This is a genomic window from Colwellia sp. BRX8-4, from assembly GCF_014077345.1.
GTDB lineage: Bacteria > Pseudomonadota > Gammaproteobacteria > Enterobacterales > Alteromonadaceae > Colwellia_A.
The window spans coordinates 72,956-92,764 of the sequence record NZ_JACGVS010000014.1 but is presented as its reverse complement, the minus strand read 5'-3'; the positions used below and the strand labels follow the sequence as shown (position 1 = coordinate 92,764).

17 protein-coding genes are annotated in these 19,809 nt (G+C 38.5%); 8 read left to right on the top strand and 9 right to left on the bottom strand.

Annotation, left to right across the window (positions count from 1 at the left end):
• Positions 1-152 precede the first annotated feature (152 nt).
• The gene (pyk, locus tag H4J56_RS12925) at positions 153-1,604 is read right to left on the bottom strand and encodes a pyruvate kinase (protein WP_070373732.1); all 1,452 of its coding nucleotides are present in this window, start codon (positions 1,602-1,604) and stop codon (positions 153-155) included.
• A 73-nt stretch (positions 1,605-1,677) separates the two neighbouring features.
• The gene (locus tag H4J56_RS12920; RefSeq protein WP_070373731.1) at positions 1,678-2,526 is read right to left on the bottom strand and encodes a MurR/RpiR family transcriptional regulator; all 849 of its coding nucleotides are present in this window, start codon (positions 2,524-2,526) and stop codon (positions 1,678-1,680) included.
• Between the two features lie 372 nt (positions 2,527-2,898).
• Between H4J56_RS12920 and zwf the strand changes: the two genes are divergently transcribed.
• Genes zwf through H4J56_RS12895 form a run of 5 tightly spaced genes read left to right on the top strand, consistent with a single transcriptional unit; the run spans position 2,899 to position 8,590 of the window.
• On the top strand, positions 2,899-4,368 hold the full coding sequence (zwf, locus tag H4J56_RS12915; RefSeq protein ID WP_182217616.1) for a glucose-6-phosphate dehydrogenase: 1,470 nt from the start codon (positions 2,899-2,901) through the stop codon (positions 4,366-4,368).
• Positions 4,369-4,406: 38 nt separating this feature from the next.
• Positions 4,407-5,102, top strand: a complete 696-nt coding sequence (gene pgl, locus H4J56_RS12910; RefSeq protein ID WP_182259439.1) for a 6-phosphogluconolactonase — start codon at positions 4,407-4,409, stop codon at positions 5,100-5,102.
• A gap of 15 nt (positions 5,103-5,117) precedes the next feature.
• Positions 5,118-6,956, top strand: coding sequence for a phosphogluconate dehydratase (gene edd, locus H4J56_RS12905; protein ID WP_070376951.1), 1,839 nt, complete (start codon positions 5,118-5,120; stop codon positions 6,954-6,956).
• Positions 6,953-7,939 (top strand): glucokinase, encoded by a 987-nt coding sequence (locus tag H4J56_RS12900; protein ID WP_182222006.1) that lies wholly within the window; start codon positions 6,953-6,955, stop codon positions 7,937-7,939. Before edd ends, H4J56_RS12900 begins: the two co-directional genes overlap by 4 nt.
• A 3-nt stretch (positions 7,940-7,942) precedes the next feature.
• Positions 7,943-8,590, top strand: a complete 648-nt coding sequence (locus H4J56_RS12895) for a bifunctional 4-hydroxy-2-oxoglutarate aldolase/2-dehydro-3-deoxy-phosphogluconate aldolase (RefSeq protein ID WP_182217619.1) — start codon at positions 7,943-7,945, stop codon at positions 8,588-8,590.
• Between the two features lie 287 nt (positions 8,591-8,877).
• Here the strand turns inward: H4J56_RS12895 and gap are convergent, their stop codons facing one another.
• A complete protein-coding gene (gap, locus tag H4J56_RS12890) occupies positions 8,878-9,882 on the bottom strand; it encodes a type I glyceraldehyde-3-phosphate dehydrogenase (RefSeq protein ID WP_182259438.1) in 1,005 nt (334 codons plus the stop codon).
• A 200-nt stretch (positions 9,883-10,082) separates the two neighbouring features.
• Here gap and gndA point away from each other — a divergent pair, with 200 nt between their 5' ends.
• Positions 10,083-11,621: an NADP-dependent phosphogluconate dehydrogenase gene (gndA, locus tag H4J56_RS12885; protein ID WP_182259437.1), complete on the top strand. Its 1,539-nt coding sequence runs from the start codon at positions 10,083-10,085 to the stop codon at positions 11,619-11,621.
• Between the two features lie 14 nt (positions 11,622-11,635).
• Positions 11,636-12,010, top strand: a complete 375-nt coding sequence (gene msrB / locus H4J56_RS12880; protein ID WP_182217623.1) for a peptide-methionine (R)-S-oxide reductase MsrB — start codon at positions 11,636-11,638, stop codon at positions 12,008-12,010.
• Positions 12,011-12,039: 29 nt separating this feature from the next.
• On the opposite strand, the gene H4J56_RS12875 is transcribed toward msrB, so the two are convergent.
• A complete protein-coding gene (locus H4J56_RS12875) occupies positions 12,040-12,840 on the bottom strand; it encodes a DUF2989 domain-containing protein (protein ID WP_182217624.1) in 801 nt (266 codons plus the stop codon).
• A gap of 154 nt (positions 12,841-12,994) precedes the next feature.
• Between H4J56_RS12875 and H4J56_RS12870 the strand changes: the two genes are divergently transcribed.
• Positions 12,995-14,443 carry a glyceraldehyde-3-phosphate dehydrogenase gene (locus H4J56_RS12870; RefSeq protein WP_070373724.1) on the top strand — a complete coding sequence of 483 codons (1,449 nt, stop codon included), beginning with the start codon at positions 12,995-12,997 and terminating at the stop codon, positions 14,441-14,443.
• Positions 14,444-14,550: 107 nt separating this feature from the next.
• Here H4J56_RS12870 and H4J56_RS12865 read toward each other — a convergent pair whose 3' ends face one another.
• From H4J56_RS12865 to hflD, 5 genes are all read right to left on the bottom strand, one after another.
• On the bottom strand, positions 14,551-15,594 hold the full coding sequence (locus tag H4J56_RS12865) for an amino acid dehydrogenase (RefSeq protein WP_182217626.1): 1,044 nt from the start codon (positions 15,592-15,594) through the stop codon (positions 14,551-14,553).
• Positions 15,595-15,822: 228 nt separating this feature from the next.
• Positions 15,823-16,287, bottom strand: a complete 465-nt coding sequence (locus tag H4J56_RS12860; protein ID WP_070373722.1) for a GNAT family N-acetyltransferase — start codon at positions 16,285-16,287, stop codon at positions 15,823-15,825.
• A 20-nt stretch (positions 16,288-16,307) separates the two neighbouring features.
• Complete coding sequence (locus H4J56_RS12855) at positions 16,308-17,477, bottom strand: cupin domain-containing protein (RefSeq protein WP_182222008.1); 1,170 nt, start codon at positions 17,475-17,477, stop codon at positions 16,308-16,310.
• Between the two features lie 268 nt (positions 17,478-17,745).
• On the bottom strand, positions 17,746-19,116 hold the full coding sequence (gene purB / locus H4J56_RS12850) for an adenylosuccinate lyase (RefSeq protein ID WP_070373720.1): 1,371 nt from the start codon (positions 19,114-19,116) through the stop codon (positions 17,746-17,748).
• A 50-nt stretch (positions 19,117-19,166) separates the two neighbouring features.
• Positions 19,167-19,790 carry a high frequency lysogenization protein HflD gene (hflD, locus tag H4J56_RS12845; protein WP_182244472.1) on the bottom strand — a complete coding sequence of 208 codons (624 nt, stop codon included), beginning with the start codon at positions 19,788-19,790 and terminating at the stop codon, positions 19,167-19,169.
• Between the last annotated feature and the right edge of the window lie 19 nt (positions 19,791-19,809).

Sequence of the window (19,809 nt, the reverse complement as noted above, 5' to 3'; positions counted from 1 at the left end):
GGAAGTTTTTTGCATCCGTCATTATTTACCTTAATTATCTTTTGCACATAAAAAAAGGTAGCTATTGAGCTACCTTTTTGGATCTAAACTTTTTTGCTTGCCAGCTTAAGGTAACCGCTTGAAGCTTTACCTTAATGGGTCATAGCAATTGATTAGCTGAGATGTTTTTTTGTTACTGTTAATACTTTCATCGTATTAGTTGCGCCAACGGTTTCCATCATATCACCGTGGGTGAATATCACTATGTCGTCAACTTTTAAGTCTGCTTTAGTTAAGACTTTATTGAGTACCGCATTAGATAATTCTTCATCAGGAAAATGTGTAGAGTCAAATTCAACAGGATAAACACCACGATAAATAGCGGTTTTATTTAATGTTTTCTGATGACGAGATAAAGAATAAATAGGCAAACCTGAAGTAATACGCGACATGATTTTGCTGGTATGTCCAGATTCAGTCAATGATATAATAGCTTTAACACCCACTAGGTGATTAGCTGCATACATTGCTGACATTGCGATTGTTTCTGAAATCTCAGAAAAAGTGAGTTCATTACGGTGGTTTGAAATGTTTACTGAACGATGCTCTTCAGCGCCGATACATACTGATGCCATCGCTTTTACTGTTTCTACCGGGTATTTACCTGCGGCAGTTTCAGCACTGAGCATGACTGCATCAGTACCATCAAGCACGGCATTTGCAACATCCATAACTTCAGCACGGGTCGGCATAGGGTTTTCAATCATGGTCTCCATCATCTGTGTTGCGGTAATAACAACACGGTTTAACTGACGACTACGAGCGATTATATGTTTTTGCTTACCGACTAATGCAGCATCGCCAATTTCAACACCTAAATCACCACGAGCAACCATGACAACGTCAGAGGCTAGAATAATTTCATCAAGCACTTTATCATCATTTACTGCTTCTGCACGTTCAATTTTAGACACTAAGCGTGCATCACAACCAGCTTCTTGTGCTAATAAACGTGCTTCACGCATATCTGCAGCATCACGAGGAAAAGATACCGCTAAGAAGTCGACATTAATTTTTGCGGCTAATTTAATATCTTCTTTATCTTTAGCTGTTAATGCTGGTGCTGTTAAGCCACCGCCTTGACGATTAATACCTTTATTGTTTGATAAAGGCCCACCCACCGTTACTTCGGTGAAAACTGATTGCCCTTGTGTACTTAAAACTTTTAATTGCACACGGCCATCGTCAAGTAAAAGAATATCGCCAGGGACGACATCTTGTGGTAATTTTTTGTAATCGATACCCACTTTTTCTTGGCAGCCTTCACCTTTTGGCAATTCTGCGTCAAGTTCAAATTTATCACCAATGGCTAATTTAATTGGACCATTTTTAAAAGTTGATACGCGTATTTTAGGGCCTTGTAAATCACCTAAGATACCAACATATATACCCAATTCTTTAGCTATTTCGCGAACATTGTTGGCACGGTCAATATGATCTTGTGGAATACCATGAGAGAAGTTTAAACGAACCACATTTACACCAGCGGCTAATACTTCTTTTAATACGGCTCTGTCGTCAGTGGCTGGCCCTAAGGTCGCTACAATTTTAGTTCTTCTAGGCATCTTAATCCTTATTATAATATTGTTTGATTTTGACGATAAACAAATCAGTGTTAGTCGCCATCGATAATGCTGTTTAGTCTTTGCGCTCGAAACGAGAGCTACGTAAACTGTCTTTAACTTTCTTTAAGTTTTCTCTAAATTTTGTACCACGTCTCAGGGTAAAGCCTGTTGCTAATACATCAATCAATGCAAGTTGAGCGATACGTGATGACATAGGCATATATAAATCGGTGTCTTCAGCAACATCAACAGATAAAACGATATTACATTCTTTTGCCAGAGGACTACCCGCCGTTGTTATTCCGATAACAATGGCATCATTTTCTTTTGCTAAACTAGCGACTTCAACCAATGACTTGGTTCGCCCCGTATGAGAAATTACAACAACAACATCACCTTGGCGACTATTTATAGCACTCATACGTTGCATTAATATGTCATCGAAATAAACTACTGGCACATTAAAGCGAAAGAATTTATTTAAAGCATCATGAGCAACAACTGCGGAAGCGCCCAAGCCAAAAAATGATATTTTGTTCGCTTGTGTTAACACATCAACAGATCGGTTGATCACATTTGCATCTAAACTTTTACGGGCTAATTCAAGATTTGCCATGGTTGATTCAAAAATTTTATCTGTATATTCATCAGCCGTATCGTTTTCATCAACATGCCTATTAACATAAGGGGTACCGTTGGCTAAACTTTGGGCTAAATGAAGTTTAAAATCGGGATAACCTTTAGTATCTAAACGACGACAAAACCTATTAACAGTAGGCTCACTGATATTTGCTTGTTTAGCTAAGGCAGCGATACTGGCATGAATAACGGTACCCGGAGAAGACAATATTACCTCTGCCACCTTACGTTCAGATTTACTGAAAGTATCTAATTCGTCGGCGATCTTTTCTAATATATTCATGTCGGTCAATCCTACTTTTTACAATAATTGTAATTAATTTTCTGTCTAAATGACGAGAATAATGAAAATTTATTTCATAATTACAGCTAATATAAAACATATTGGCAATTTTTAGCAAACCTTTAATTAATGTTTCATACGAATAACCACTAACCAACAATGAACTTTGAGTAAAATTGCCGCGTAAAGCTTTTATTTATTCATAATACCTAAAATGTAATTTAATTACAAAAAGTTCTTTACTGATGCCAATATACCCGTTAAATTATGGATAAATGTAGTTTAGTTACAATATGTGCTAGGTTTATTGATGAGGTAATTTTAGTTATTATCAGTGTTCAATAAAGAAAGCCAAAAAAAGAGATATTGTTTATGAAAAGTTCTGATCTTCAGTCTGCCAGTGAAATTGTTATTTTTGGTGCACTTGGTGACTTGTCTCGTCGCAAATTATTACCCGCTTTATATCAATTAGACCAAGCCGGCTTATTAAATGTAGAAAGTCGAATTTTAGGTGTCGCCAGACAAGACCATTCGGTAGAAGAATTTACGGCTTTTGTTATTGAGAATCTTACTGAGTTTGTCAAAGAAGGCTTAAACGAAGAAGTACTTGCTCGTTTTATTAGCCGTATGGTTTATCAACAGTTAGATTTTAAAGACACTGTCTCTTATAGTAACTTAGCTGCAACGTTAAAAGGTGGCCATGATACACGTGTTTATTATTTTTCAACGCCTCCTGCTATTTATGGTGATATTACCGACGGTTTAAAGTCAGCTAAACTTATTACTGACGCTGACCGTGTTGTGATGGAAAAACCGATTGGCAACTGCCTTGCATCATCAAAAGTTATTAACGATCAAGTTTCTCGTTATTTCAATGAAAACCAAATTTATCGTATCGATCACTATCTAGGAAAAGAAACCGTACTGAATCTATTAGTACTGCGTTTTGCCAATTCACTTTTTACCAATAACTGGGACCGTAATAGTATTGACCATGTACAGATAACGGTTGCTGAAAGTGTAGGAATTGAAGGGAGATGGGGTTTTTATGACGACGCAGGGCAAATGCGCGACATGATACAAAACCATTTATTACAAATTTTATCACTCTTAGCGATGGAGCCTCCTGCTGATTTAAGTGCAGAAAGTATTCGTGTTGAAAAGTTAAAGGCAGTTAAAGCTCTCGCGCCCATTAATCGCTTGAATGTGAAAGAAAAAACAGTTCGCGGTCAGTACGCCGATGGTTACTTAAATGGTTTACCAGTGCCGGGTTACTTAAATGAAGAAGATGCCAATCAAAAAAGTGATACTGAAACTTTTGTTGCTATAAAAGCGGAAATTGATAATTGGCGTTGGGCTGGCGTGCCTTTTTACCTTCGTACGGGTAAAAGAATGCCTGCTAAGCACAGTGAGATAGTGGTGCAATTTAAACCTCAAGCGCATAATATCTTTAAAGATAGCCATGCTGATCTACCGGCAAATAAATTAACGATTCGTTTACAGCCTGACGAAGGCGTTGAATTACAGATGATGAATAAAATTCCAGGTATTGCTTCACAAATGCATATTCAAGAAAATAAGCTTGATTTGAGTTTTTCAGAAACGTATGAAAATCAGCGTGTTGTCGATGCATACGAACGATTGATGCTAGAAGTTATCAACGGTAATCAATCGTTATTTGTTAGTCGTGATGAAGTCGAAGCGGCTTGGACTTGGGCTGATAGTATTATCGAAGCCTGGAAGACAAGTAATGAAGCACCTAAAGCTTATCCTGCTGGAACTTGGGGACCCGTTGCCTCTCTTTCTATGATCGCTCGTGATGATCGCCAGTGGGTTGAATAAATAAATTTTAGAGATAACGTGAATTTCAGGAAATAACTATGTACCAATTAAACGATTTCGCTCAGCGAACAGATTTAGATAATGCCTTAGCCAATAATGTCGCTGAACTTTTATCAAACGCTTTGAGTCAGAAAGGTAAAGCAAGCTTGGCTGTTTCTGGCGGGTCTACACCCAAAGGTTTTTTTACGGCTTTATCGACTAAAGATATTGATTGGCAAAACGTAACCGTCACGTTAGCGGACGAACGTTGGGTTGAGTTTGAATCTGAGGCAAGTAATACCCGTTTGGTACATGAAAACCTGTTAAAAAATAAAGCTGCCGATGCACAATTTTTTCACCTTAAAAAAGACGGTGAATGTGATCAATCAACCCTAGTGCAATTAAATACTGATGCTAAAAGCCAGTTATTGCCCTTAGATGTGCTTATTCTTGGCATGGGTGAAGACGGTCATACGGCTTCTTTATTCCCTTGTAGCGAGCAAATATCATCAGCACTTGCGCTTGATAATACAGATGCCCTAATGAAGGTTGTCCCCAAAACAGCTCCTAACGACCGAATAACTTTTACTTATGCTCATTTAGCGCAGAGTAAAAATATTATTTTGCATGTTTGTGGTGCCGGGAAAAAGGTCGTTTTAGAAAAAGCACTTTCAAGTAACAATCAAACAGAAATGCCAATAAGGGCATTTTTACAAAACCCAGATATCAATACACAAGTGTATTGGGCGGAGTAACATATGACTATTAAAATGAATGAAAAAATCGTCGCTATTACCAATGAAATTATTGAGCGTAGTAAAGGCAGTAGAGCTAAATATTTAGCTAAGATAGAAGCTGAAAGCTCGCAAACAGTACATCGTGCCGGTTTGTCGTGTGGTAACTTAGCTCATGGTTTTGCTGCTTGTGGTAAAGAAGACAAGGCCTCATTACGTGGCATACATCACTCAGACATCGCTATTGTTTCAGCTTATAATGATATGTTATCTGCTCATCAGCCCTATGAAACTTATCCTGCAATTATTAAAGCAGCAGTGAGAGATGCGGGTGGTGTTGCACAATTTGCAGCCGGTGTACCTGCTATGTGTGACGGTGTTACTCAAGGCCAACCGGGTATGGATTTAAGCCTAATGAGCCGAGATGTTATTGCAATGTCTGCAGCGGTTGGCTTATCGCATAATATGTTTGATGGCGCATTAATGATGGGCATCTGTGATAAAATCGTACCGGGCTTGTTGATTGCCAGTATGACTTTTGGACATTTACCCACGGTATTTATTCCTGCGGGCCCTATGCCTTCAGGTTTACCAAACAAAGAAAAAGCACGTGTTCGCCAGCAATATGCTAAAGGTGAAGCTAACGAAGAAGAGCTTCTTGAAGCTGAATCTGCCTCTTATCACTCTGCGGGTACTTGTACTTTCTTTGGCACAGCCAACTCAAATCAATTGGTTGTTGAGGTCATGGGACTTCACTTACCTGGCGCTTCATTTATCGCACCGAATACGCAGCTTCGTGAAGAATTAACAAAAGCAGCGGCACGTCAAGCAACTCGTTTAACGCAACAGTCGGGCAACTATATGCCGATTGGCAGAATGGTTGATGAGCGTTCAATTGTTAATGCAATTGTTGCCTTACTTGCTACGGGCGGTTCAACGAACTTAACCATGCATATTATTGCGTTTGCAAAAGCAGCGGGTATTATCATTAACTTCCAAGACTTTAATGATTTGTCTGAAGCGGTGCCACTATTAACACGTATCTACCCGAACGGCGAAGCAGATATAAATCAATTTCAAGAAGCCGGTGGTATGGCACTACTCTTTAGAGAATTGATTGAAGGCGGTTTAGTTTTTGAAGATGTTGAAACTATCTGTGGCCGCGGTTTAACGCGCTACACTAAAAAACCTGTACTCGAAAGCGGTGAACTTAAGTGGGTTGACTGTGTTGAAAAATCTCTCGACGATAGTATTATTGCAACCGTTGCAAGCCCGTTCAAAGCTACTGGCGGTTTACGCGTTCTTAAGGGTAACCTAGGTGTCTCTGTCATTAAAACATCTTCATTGCGTGAAGGTAGTTTTGTTATTAAAGCACCTGCCGTCGTTTTTGAAGATCAACATGAATTACAAGCGGCATTTGATGCGGGTGAATTAGAAAAAGATTTTGTTGCTGTTGTTAGATTTCAGGGACCTAAAGCGCGCGGTATGCCTGAATTACATAAACTAACACCACCACTTGGCGTTCTTCAAGACAAAGGTTTTAAGGTCGCTATGGTAACTGATGGCCGTATGTCTGGCGCCTCAGGTAAAGTACCTGCTGCTATTCATTTATGCCCAGAAGCCCTAGATGGCGGTTTGATCGCGAAAGTGAAAACCGGTGATATGATTTTAGTTGACGGCGAAACTGGAGAATTAACCTTATTGGTTGACGAAGCAGAGCTTGCCCAACGTGACAACGCTATTTTTCAAGTCAATGGTCATCATCAAGGCATGGGCCGAGAGCTTTTTGGTTTTATGCGTCGTAATTTAAGTACCGCTGAAACCGGTGCTTGTTCATTATTTGATGAAACTGATATTGATGGTAAAGCTTCGTGAGTGAGTCAATACTTAACTTAGTCGCTGACATTGGCGGTACTAATATCAGGTTTGGCCTCGTTAATGACGATGGTCAAACCTCAGATATTAAAACTTATCAGTGCGACCAATATGATAGCTTAGCCGATGTTATTAGCGTTTATTTAGCGTTACATAACGCTGCAGGTAAAACAATCAATGCGTGTTTAGCCATTGCTTGTCCGGTTGAAACAGATCAAATTACCATGACTAACTTGCCATGGACATTTTCTCAATCGTCCTTGAAAAAAGCATTGAATATTAGTCAGTTATTTTTAATAAATGACTATACCGCAATAGCCCATGCAGTACCTTTGCTAACACAAGCACAGAAAGTGCAAATTGGAGAAGGGGTCGCAATTGCAGACAAGCCTATTTCTATTTGTGGCCCTGGTACCGGACTAGGTGTTGCTAATTTAGTACCGACCATAGACGGTTGGTGTTGTTTAGGGGGAGAAGGAGGCCATGTCGACTTTGCTCCTGTTGATGCTGATGAAATTAAAATATTAAGTTATTTACTTGAAACTAAACAACATAGAATATCCTATGAGCAATTACTTTGTGGCAGAGGCTTAGAGCAAATTTATCAAGCTTTTTTGTCAATTGATAACTTGCCTAAGAGTAATTTATCAGCTGAACAAATCTCCGCTAAAGCGATAGATGGCTCATGTCCAATATGTGAAAAAGCCTTACATCAATTTTGTAATACTTTAGGCAGTTTTGCCGGTAACTTAGCCTTAACGTTAGGTTGTTTTGGTGGTGTATATATTGCCGGTGGCATTGTGCCTCGTTTTATAGATTTCATCAAAAACAGCAATTTTAGGCAGCGTTTTGATACAAAAGGCCGACTATCTAGTTTTATTAATAATATTCCGACGTATGTGATCACCGAAAATCAACCCGGTTTGATAGGGGCGTCTGCCTATATTCGTCAACAATTATCTTCAATGAAAGGACACATCTAAATCATGACCATAACAAATAATTGGCAGTTATCGCCAAAAGAAATTTTCGCTATGGGGCCTATTGTGCCTGTTCTTGTTATTAAAGATGTTGAAGATGCCTTACCTATTGCTAAAGCCTTACTCGCTGCAGGCATAAAAGTATTAGAAGTAACTTTGCGCACACCAGCGGCACTTGATGTGATTAAAATTATCGCGCAAGAGTTACCTGAAGCTTGTGTTGGCGCAGGTACAGTAACAAATCGTGAAATGCTACAACGCTGTCAAGAAGCAGGGGCTAAGTTTGCAATAAGTCCTGGCTTAACAAAAGATTTATTAAAAGCGGGTAATGAAGGTAATATTGCTCTTATACCAGGAATTTCATCAATTTCAGAAATGATGGACGGAATTGACTTTGGCTATGATCATTTGAAGTTTTTCCCCGCAGAAGCTTCTGGTGGTGTTAAAGCGATCCAATCTATGGGCGGACCATTCCCTGACATTCGCTTTTGTCCAACAGGTGGTATCAATTTAAGTAATGTTAAGGACTACTTAGCCTTATCAAACGTTGCTTGTTGTGGTGGCTCTTGGTTGGTTACCGACGAAATAATTAAAAATAAAGATTGGGCTAAAATTACTGAATTAGCTAAACAAGCACTTGCTCATGTAAAATAACGCGTAAAGTGAATACCAAAAAGGCTGAAGCGCTATCGATAGTGCTCCAGCCTTTTTTATATATAAGACGTCTTGTCCGCCTTACATCAATCCTCATATATCCTTTTATAAGCAAGTAAAGGCAGTCGATAGCTAAATAACATCTTTATAGGGGGGCTTACAAGTGAGAGCCGTAAATCGACTAGTTAAGGTTGTTCAAGTAAGGGGCTTTGACTAACATTTATCTCAATAAAAAAGCCAAATAAAGATATTTGGCTTTTTTGATATAACTTTTATTCTAAAGATGATTAATCTTTATAAGCGCTGACGTAAGCCACTAAATCAAGTACCTTGTTTGAATAACCAATTTCATTGTCGTACCAAGAAACGATTTTTACAAACTTATCGGTTAGTGCTATACCCGCACCCGCATCAAAGACTGACGTACACGTTTCGCCAATGAAATCATTAGAAACTACTTGATCTTCGGTATAGCCTAATATGCCTTGCAAATCACCATGAGCTGCTGATTTCATCGCATCGCAAATTTCTTGATAGGTTGCGCTACTTTTTAAATTAACAGTCAGATCTACAACAGATACATTTGGTGTTGGTACACGAAAGGCCATACCAGTGAGTTTGCCATTTAATTCAGGGATAACTTTACCAACCGCTTTTGCAGCACCCGTAGATGAAGGGATTATATTTTGTCCTGCACCACGGCCACCACGCCAATCTTTAGCTGAAGGGCTATCAACAGTTTTTTGTGTTGCTGTAGTTGCATGAACCGTCGTCATTAAACCACTTTCAATTCCCCAATTATCATTAAGAACCTTAGCAATAGGTGCTAGGCAATTAGTAGTACATGAGGCGTTTGATACAATATCTTCGCCTTTATACTCATTGAGGTTTACACCACAGACAAACATTGGGGTGTCATCTTTTGAAGGGGCAGAAAGTACAACTTTTTTAGCTCCTGCGATCAAATGCTTTCGTGATGTCTCATCAGTTAAAAATAAACCGGTTGATTCAACAACAACATCAACATCTATTTCATCCCATTTAAGTTCTTCGGGGTTACGGATAGCGCTAACGCGAATAACTTTATCATTAACAATCAACTGACCATCTTTAACTTCTACCGTACCGTTAAAACGACCATGCGTTGAGTCATACTTAAGCATGTAAGCCATGTAGTCAATGTCGATTAAATCATTAATACCGACAATTTCAATGTCGCTTCTCTGCGCAGCAGCTCTAAATACAAAACGACCGATACGGCCAAAACCATTGATGCCAACTTTAATAGTCATGTTAAAATTCCAAATGAAAATAATGTAGTAAAATTACATCATTTTGAGATTTATACAAGCGATACTTGTCGTATTTGGCCTTTTATTGATAAAAAAGACGTTTTATTACGAATTGGGTCGGCTTTAATTGCTAGTGGCTTAGTTTTGTTCATGGTAGAATAAATGCCATTGTATTTCTCAGTATTTATGGACTTTCTACTATGACACAAGACAATAGTTTGTGTGACATCGGCTTTATTGGCCTTGGTGTAATGGGTAAAAATTTGGTGCTAAATTTAGCCGACAACGGTTACAGTATTGCTGCTTTTGATTTAGATAATGAAAAAGTGCTTGGCGTTATTGCCCAAGACAAATTGGAAAATGGTGAAAATAAGCAACGTGTTCACGGTTGCTCATCATATACAGAATTATTATCGCGATTAAAAACTCCCCATCTTATTGTACTTTCTGTACCTGCTGGTGCTCCTGTTGATCAAGTCTCTGAGAGTTTGATTGGCGCTGGTATTCAACCCGACGATATTATTATTGATACGGGTAATAGTCTGTGGGTTGATACCGTTGCTCGTGAGAAAAAGTATAAGAGTAATTTTATTTTATTTTCTTCAGCTGTCTCTGGCGGTGAAGTCGGCGCTCGATTTGGACCTGCTTTAATGCCCAGTGGCTCTCCTTATGCATGGACTCGCATCAAACCTATCTGGGAAGCCATATCAGCTAAGGTTGACGCCGAAACAGGTAAACCTTTAGAGCGGACTAAGCCAGGAGAAACCATTAAGAAAGGTGAACCTTGTGCCGCCTATATTGGCCCAGCCGGTGCGGGTCATTATGTAAAAATGGTTCATAATGGTATTGAATATGCGGATATGCAGATTATCTGTGAGGCTTATCATACTTTACGTGCGGGTTTAAATTTATCAACAGATGAGATTGCTGATATTTTTGAACAATGGAACCAAGGTCCTCTAGACAGTTATTTAATGGAAATATCTGTCGAAGTACTTCGCCATAAGGTGACCGAAGATAACATCCCGCTAGTGGATTTGATTCTCGATAAAGCGGGGCAGAAAGGTACAGGTTTGTGGACTGCGATGAGCAGTTTAGAATTAGGTACACCAGCTCCCACTATTGCCCAAGCGGTATACGCACGTTCCATCTCTTCATTTAAAGATTTAAGAGTGCAGAGTTCAAGTCTGCTTAACGGCCCTGAAGCTAAGACCTTAAATGCACAAGAAAAAACAGCGTTTATTGCTCGTTTACATGATGCGATTTACTGTGCGAAAATTTGTGCTTACGCCCAAGGTTTTCAATTAATGAAGCAAGCGGAAAAAGAGCATGGTTGGGAGCTTGATTTTGCCAGTATTGCAAAAATATGGCGAGCGGGTTGTATTATTCGTGCAGCATTTTTACAATCTATTACCGATGCTTTTAAACGTAATGCGAAGTTAGAAAATTTAATGCTAGATGCATTCTTTGTGGAACAATTAAATGCTCATCAATTAAATTGGCGTAAAACTGTTGCAGAAACCGCTTTAATGGGAATTTCAACCAGTGCAATAAGTTCATCGTTGACCTATTATGATGCGATGCGTACCGCGGTTCTTCCTGCAAATTTATTACAGGCACAAAGAGATTTTTTTGGTGCACATACTTTTGAACGGGTTGATCAAGCGCCAGGAAAGAAATTTCATGTTGAATGGTCACACCCTGAGCGCGAAATGATCGAATTTGGTCATTCAAAATAAAAAGGTGAAAATATATGTCTAAAGACCCTTATCAAGATAAGTTAACCCCCGAGGCTTTTCGAGTATGTCGCTTGGCTGCCACAGAGCAACCGTTCAGTGGCGAGTATAACGATCATTGGCTAGCCGGTGTTTATCATTGTGCCTGTTGTGAAAAGGAGCTCTTTTCTTCAACAGATAAATTTCAATCGGGTTGCGGTTGGCCAAGCTTTTCTGCCGCTATTAGCCCAAATGTCGCCTACATTGAAGATGACAGCCTTGGAATGATGCGTACAGAAATCACTTGCAGTACGTGTGACTCTCATCTGGGTCATGTATTTGATGACGGCCCACAACCCACCGGTAAACGCTATTGTGTTAATTCATTAAGTTTACAGTTTAGCGCACTTTAAAAAGACAAGGTTTAATCTCTTGATTAAACCTAAACCTTTGGTGATTCAAAGGTTCCCGCTTCAATTTTATCTAAGGTTATATTGGCAATTTTATCTAATAATGTTTTATTTAATTTATAACCTACAACATAATTATTTAAAGACTTTTCAGTCACTTCTTTATTTTCTGGCGAATGTAAACGTAAAATTCTTAACCAAAGATAAGCTTTTTTAACATCTTGCTTTTCTATAAATATCGTTGCTATTGACTGAAAGATTTCTGCATTTATTTTCTGATCTGGCTGGTATAATTGCAAAGCTCGATAAAGTAACGTTAAGGTCTTTTTAGGATCTGTTTTTGTATAATGCGTCGCTAAGTTATATTGCGACCTTGAATTTTCAAGGGCTTTTGTCCCTTCTTGTGCTAAAAATTTATTTAAAGATTCTTCGTTGATATATCTCGACCAGTGATAGTAGAGTAGGTGAGGGTGATCTGAGGTTATTGTTTCCTTTGATATCTCTTTGATACGATTCTGTGCTTGAATTGCGTTATCAACTCTCATCGTTTGTTTATGTTTTAATTTAATATGCTCAATTTTTGAGGCATGAACCATACATTGTGCATAATCTTCGTAAGCAATGAGTTGATGATATTTATGTAGATCTGAACTAGCCAATTTTTCCTCTAAATTAGAAAAACCCACCGTAATACGTTCTCGTTTACACCATGAGTCTTCTTGAAATTCATTACAGATTTCAGAATTACTTTCACAAAGTTCAGCAAAGTTTGGCTTGCTATCACAAGCGGTTAATAAAAAAATTAGTGAGAAGTAGGCTATTATTGTCTTCATTTTTGTCCCATATTTGAGCGTGATATTATCTGTAACTAGTGGCGAAAGTTTTCAGGTTCGATTACAATAGTGCCGCAATTAATTATTATTGTTATTAGTGCTAATATTAATAATAACTCATCGTTCAATTGACTGAAATAAAAAGGTTTACGCAATGACTTCTCATCTTGAGGAACAATACCAAGCTAGCTGGCAAGAACGCCAAACATTTGCTGAAAATATGCAACCTATTATAGGGCAACTTTTCAGAAACAAAGGTCTCGAAGTATCTATTTATGGTCGTCCATTAGTTAATGCTTCTGCAATTGATATCATTAAAGCACATAAATCTGTTGCGCTACATGAAGACAGTAAATTACGTTTACGTGAAAGCTTTCCTTTTATTGATGCATTAAGACACATGGATTTAGCACCAGCACGTATTGATGTCGGTAAATTGGCCTACCGTTATTTATTTCTTGGTAAAGCTAATGGTCTGTCAATTGAGCAGTTTTTAGAAAAAGAATTAGTATCAATTAATAAAAATACTGACCCACAAAAGTCTAAAGATGTTGTTCTTTATGGTTTTGGTCGTATCGGTCGCTTATTAGCGCGTCTGTTAATTGAACGCGCAGGACCCTGCTCAACATTAAATCTACGTGCTATTGTTATTCGCCCAAGTGGTAAAGGTGATTTAGCAAAACGTGCCAGCCTATTACGTCGTGATTCAGTGCATGGTGCTTTTAACGGTAGTATTACTATCGATGAAGAAAATAGTGTCATTAAAGCTAATGGCGCATTTATTCAAGTTATTTACGCAAAAAATCCTAGCGAAATCGACTATACCCAATATGGTATTAATGACGCTTTAGTTGTTGATAACACCGGTGTATGGAGTGACGAAGAAGGTCTAGGGCAACATTTGCAATCAAAAGGTGTTGCTAAGGTATTGTTAACAGCACCCGCTAAAGGTGATATTAAAAATATCGTTTATGGCGTGAATCAAGATATGATTTTAGCGGATGACAAAATTGTTTCTGCAGCGAGTTGTACCACTAACGCTATTACACCAGTGTTAAAAGCCATTAACGATGAGTTCGGTATTAAGAATGGCCACGTTGAAACGGTTCATTCATATACGAACGATCAAAATTTAATTGATAACTACCATCCAGCTCCTCGCCGCGGTCGTAGTGCACCATTAAATATGGTTATTAGCACAACGGGTGCTGCTAAAGCGGTTGCTAAAGCATTACCTGAATTGAAAGGTTTGTTAACGGGTAACGCGATTCGTGTACCAACACCAAACGTTTCAATGGCTATCATGAATTTGAATTTGAAAAAATCAACTGATAAAGAAGCGTTAAACGATTACTTACGTAATATTTCGTTAAATTCTAAGTTACAAAATCAAGTAGATTATACGGCTTCAACTGAAATCGTCTCTACTGACTTGGTTGGCTCTCGATACGCTGGAGTTGTTGACTCTCAAGCAACGATTGTTGATGGCGATCGCGCTGTATTGTATGTATGGTATGACAATGAATTTGGTTACAGCTGCCAGGTAGTTAGAGTAATGCTAGAAATGTCAGGTATTCAGGTACCAACATTACCCGTTAATTAGTCTATAAGTTGATAACATTGTTGGTGTGAGTTGATGCCAACAATTTATAGCGAAAAAAAAGCCGCACTTTATTTATATAGTGCGGCTTTTTAGTTTATACGGAAAAATTATTTTCCAGCGTTCGCTATTATAGCTCTCGCCATTTCATCAGCTACTTTACCTGTTGGTAAGTTTTTCTCGTTCGCAGTTACAAAAACATTCATTAGTGTGTGATAAATATTTTCGACCAAACTTGTCGCCTTATCAGCACAATAAGGTTCAGGATAAATTTCAAGGGCAACATTTATAATTCCCCCAGCGTTAATGACGTAGTCAGGAGCATACAAAATACCCTTGTCTAAAAGGACTTGGTCATGGCGACTTTCTGCAAGTTGGTTATTAGCACAGCCGGCAATGATCACCGCTTTAAGTTCTGCAATGCTATCGTCATTAATCGACGCGCCTAACGCACAAGGTGAAAATACTTCAACATCTTGTTTGTAAATATCGTCTAAGCTAACAACTGTCGCATCTAACTCGGCAACGGCTTTATCTAAAATTTCTTGGTTAATATCAGTGACGATTAATTTCGCACCCGCAGCATGAAGTCGCTCACAAAGTGAATAACCAACACTACCAAGCCCTTGAACAGCCACTTTAATACCGGTTAAATCATCAGATCCTAATTTAAACTTAACCGCTGCTTTAATACCTAAAAATGTACCTAGCGCAGTGAAGGGGCCTGGATTACCACTTTTTCCTTCAAGACCCGAAACATAGTCGGTAACTTGATTAACAATAGCCATATCACCAGTAGTAATATTTACATCTTCAGCGGTGTAATAACGGCCACCTAGATTATTAACGGCTTTGCCATAAGCTTTGAATAAATCGTCTGACTTTAAGTGTCTAGGGTTACCAATAATAACCCCTTTACCACCGCCAAGTTTTAACCCAGCCATAGCATTTTTGTAGGTCATGCCTTTTGATAAACGTAAAACATCTTTTAATGCTGCTTCATCATTTACATAATCCCAAAAACGACAGCCACCTGCTGCCGGTCCAAGTGCAGTACTGTGTACTGCTATGATAGCTTTTAAGCCTGTTGCATCATCGCTGCAATAAACAACTTGTTCATGATTGTCGAAATCTACTAAATCAAAAATTGCCACTTCTAAATCTCCACGTAAAAAGTTTTGTTAATATTCTTTTTACTTCTGTAATAAGAGTTGTATTGTTTCGATGCGCACAATACCACTTAGCCTAATGTTGCGCTAGCCGTCAGATCAAAATATAACGGTCACTATGTTAGGGTAAATGTATAGAATAAAGCACAAAATTTAATAATAGTGGCAAAAGGATAAGAAGAGTGGCTTATTAGGAGAGTAGGAATTAATAAACTAGTGATTAAAAGCGAAGCGGGTAGATTTTTTTATATTCTCAACAGCACAGGTCATACGCTGTCTTGGCATACCTGCTTCCATAAATACTGCGCCAGCACTGATAAAGTTAAATTTTCTAAAATATTCAACATCATCAAGTGGGCTATAAATAAATACTTCATCAAGTTTGAGATCTTTAGCAATAGCCAATAAACCTTTGACAACATCTCTGTCGATGTTTCTTTTTCTAAAAGACATCAATACAGCGATGCGAGAAATTTCACCCGTAGATAATATACGGCCCGTTGCAACGGGCTCTTGAGTAATATCATCACAAACTAAGACATGAAATGCATAGTGATCTTTTCGGTCAAACTCTATTTTTCGTGGAATACGCCATTCACAAATAAAAACTTTTTCGCGGACATCTCTTAATAGTGATGCCGCTTGTTCCCAATTTACTCTACTGACACTGAACGACATTATAACTATTCCACGTGTTGTTATTCAATATACCAAAAGCCCATATTTAGAACACTAGTCAATAATTGTTCATTTTTCAAATTTGTTAGTAAACTTTTTACTGTTTGAGTGGTCAAAGTTTGCTGTTTTGTTAGGTATGTCGCTAATGTGATTGTTTCTTTATCAATTAAAAAGCTTTCACCATTAATATATAAAAAGCTTGTTTCGTTGGGCGCTTGTTCCTGATGTTGAAAAGGAACAATTAAGCTTTTTATCCCGGAAACAGGCACTAAGGTGTTTTCTGCTTCAGCCAGAATATCGGAAAGTTGTTCGCTGTCGATAGGCGTGACCGGCATTAATATCTCTAAGGCATGGTGGTTCTGTGTAAGATATTTGCCGATAAAAGGAGTAAATAACTTATCGTCATCAAGTTGTGCTTTCATGAACGCCTTTAACTTTTCGATATCCATTTGTTCAAGTTGTTCGGGATGACTGGTTAGTGTACGTTCATTATCAGGAAAACGTGCTTCTCCAAGGTTTTCATCTATTAATTTATCAGCAAAACCAGACCATAATTCCTGATTGTTCGGTGCCTGAAAACCAATAGAAAAATTCATCGAGTTCTCTAATGACACGCCATTGTGTGGATGATTTGGTGGAATATAAAGTAAATCACCTGCTTCGGTTATTTCGTCGATAACAGCAACAAAACTAGAGACTTGTTTTAAATCAGGGTGAGGTAATAGCTGTTTTAGTGAACTATCAGGCGCACCAACTTGCCAGCGACGCTTTCCTTCACCTTGCACAATAAAGACATCGTACTGGTCTAAATGAGCACCAACACCGCCATTGGGTGTTGAAAAGCTAACCATTACATCATCAATACGCCATTGTGGAATAAAATTAACAGCTGCTAGCAATGATTGGGTATCGCGAGACCAATTATTTACCGCCTGCACCAGTAGCGTCCAGTTCTGTTCGCCAAACTTATCGAATGAATCAAAAGGACCTTGCTCTACTTGCCAGTCACCATTATTACAGGCAATAATACGCGATTCAATTTCGCTTTCCATCGCGAGGCCAGCAAGTTCGTTGGCATCAATTGGGTCGGTGAAGTCTTTGAACGCACCTTTTATTAATAACGGTTTTTTTTGCCAATATTCTTTTAAAAACTGCTCAGGCGTTAATTCGCCCCAATGGATTTTTTGCATTACGTGTTACTCTCTATTTTACTACTGTTAATTGGCGTGCATAAATGCACTAATACCATAATAAATCAGGGCGTTGCTAAAAAGCCAAGACATATAGGTTTCCGTTTATCCTGAACATATACGTTCATTGGCATCCATGCCATCACGTTATACCGTTCATCCTGAACATATACGTTCATTGGCATCCATGCCATCACGTTATACCGTTCATCCTGAACATAAAAAGGAACCGCGAGGTTCCTTTTTATTAGCATACGTTTAGATAAAACTAGTCTAATTCGTTAATAAACTCTACTGCGCGACCTATGTAACTCGCGGGTGTCATTTCACATAACTGTGCTTTAGCCGCATCAGGTAATTCAAGCGTCATAATGAAAGCGCGCATTGAGTCGCCATTAACGCGTTTACCGCGAGTTAGCTCTTTTAATTTTTCGTATGGCTTTTCGATACCATAACGACGCATTACTGTTTGTACGGGTTCAGCTAAAACTTCCCAGTTGCTGTCTAATTCAGCAGCTAGATTTGCTTCATTTACTTGTAACTTACTAATACCTTTTAATGTAGCGCCGTAAGCTATCATCGCATGAGCAAAACCAACACCTAAGTTACGTAAAACCGTTGAATCAGTTAAGTCTCGTTGCCAGCGAGAAATCGGTAATTTTTGCGCCAAGTGGGTAAATAATGCATTAGCAATGCCTAAGTTACCTTCAGAATTTTCAAAGTCAATTGGGTTAACTTTATGTGGCATTGTTGACGAACCAATTTCACCTGCAATGGTTTTTTGCTTAAAGTGACCCATCGCGATGTAACCCCAAATATCACGATCAAAATCGATTAAGATGGTGTTAAAGCGGGCAATGGCATCAAATAATTCGGCAATGTAATCATGTGGTTCAATTTGAGTCGTAAAGGGATTAAACGATAAACCTAATGAAGTAACAAATTCATTAGCAAATTCATGCCAATTAACTTCAGGGTAAGCTGATAGGTGTGCATTGTAATTGCCAACAGCACCATTAATCTTACCTAATAATTCAACATCAGCAATTTGGGCACGTTGACGTTTAAGACGAATATAAACGTTGGCCATTTCTTTACCCAAAGTACTTGGAGAAGCAGGTTGACCGTGAGTACGACACATCATTGGAATGGTTTTGTATTCAATTGCTAGTGCTTTAATTGCCGCTAATATTTTATCCATTTCTGGTAATAAAACGTCGGTACGACAGTCATTTAACATTAAACCGTGCGAAAGGTTGTTAATATCTTCAGATGTACAAGCAAAATGAATAAACTCAGTGACTGCGTTCAATTCAGCATGATCAGCAATTTTTTCTTTTAAGAAATACTCAACCGCTTTTACATCATGATTAGTGGTCGCTTCAATGTCTTTAATACGCTGTGCGTCTACTTCACTGAAGTTATCAACAATCGCATTTAATGTTGCCGTAGCGTCATTACTAAAAGCCGGAACTTCTGCAATTTCTGTCGTTGCTGCAAGTTTTTGTAACCAACGAACTTCAACGGTAACACGGTATTTTATTAAACCAAATTCACTGAATATAGGGCGTAATGACTTAACTTTGCTGCCATAACGACCATCTACTGGAGATATTGCACTTAACGCTGAAAGTTCCATAGGGTTTTCCTAATATTTAAAGTAAGGTTAAAAACTAATTTTGAATTTGTTTAACAAGCTTTGAGCAGCTGCTCGGCACATTCAACCAATTTTGAACGTGAAAATAAAATACTTCGGCGTTGACCACCGACCTGTCGCCATAAAACACTTGAGCGAATACCGGCTAATAACAAGGCACGTATCTTATGTTGATTGACTGATTGCTTTAATATAGCGGGTTCGCCTGCTACCTGGATAGGTGTTCCGAGCGGGCTGATCAAATCGCTATAAATTGACGCTAAGCTCGAAACGAGTGTTTCACTGGTAATGCCATAATGTACTAATTGACGTTGGCTTTGGCTAATTCGTTCACCGAGCGCATTCATTTTATCGCTATATTTACTTAAACGACGCTCTAAACCCAGTAAGCTCACCACATAACGGGTGATCTCAGGATCTTTGTTAGTTGATTTATTGCCTAAATGGTTAACTAGTGTTGTTAATCCTATTTTTAAATGACTCATTTCACCACCGTAAACTTCCATGGTGTTTTTAGGCGATGTGATCATGACACTATTAAGTAATAAGGCGAGTTCGTCTTCGTCTATTTGCCCACTACGAGATATTTTTTGTACCCAATAAGCGACTTGACAAACCGCGGCAAGTGTTAGGGTTTGTTCATTTATACTGTTCATAACTATTAACTGCTCAACT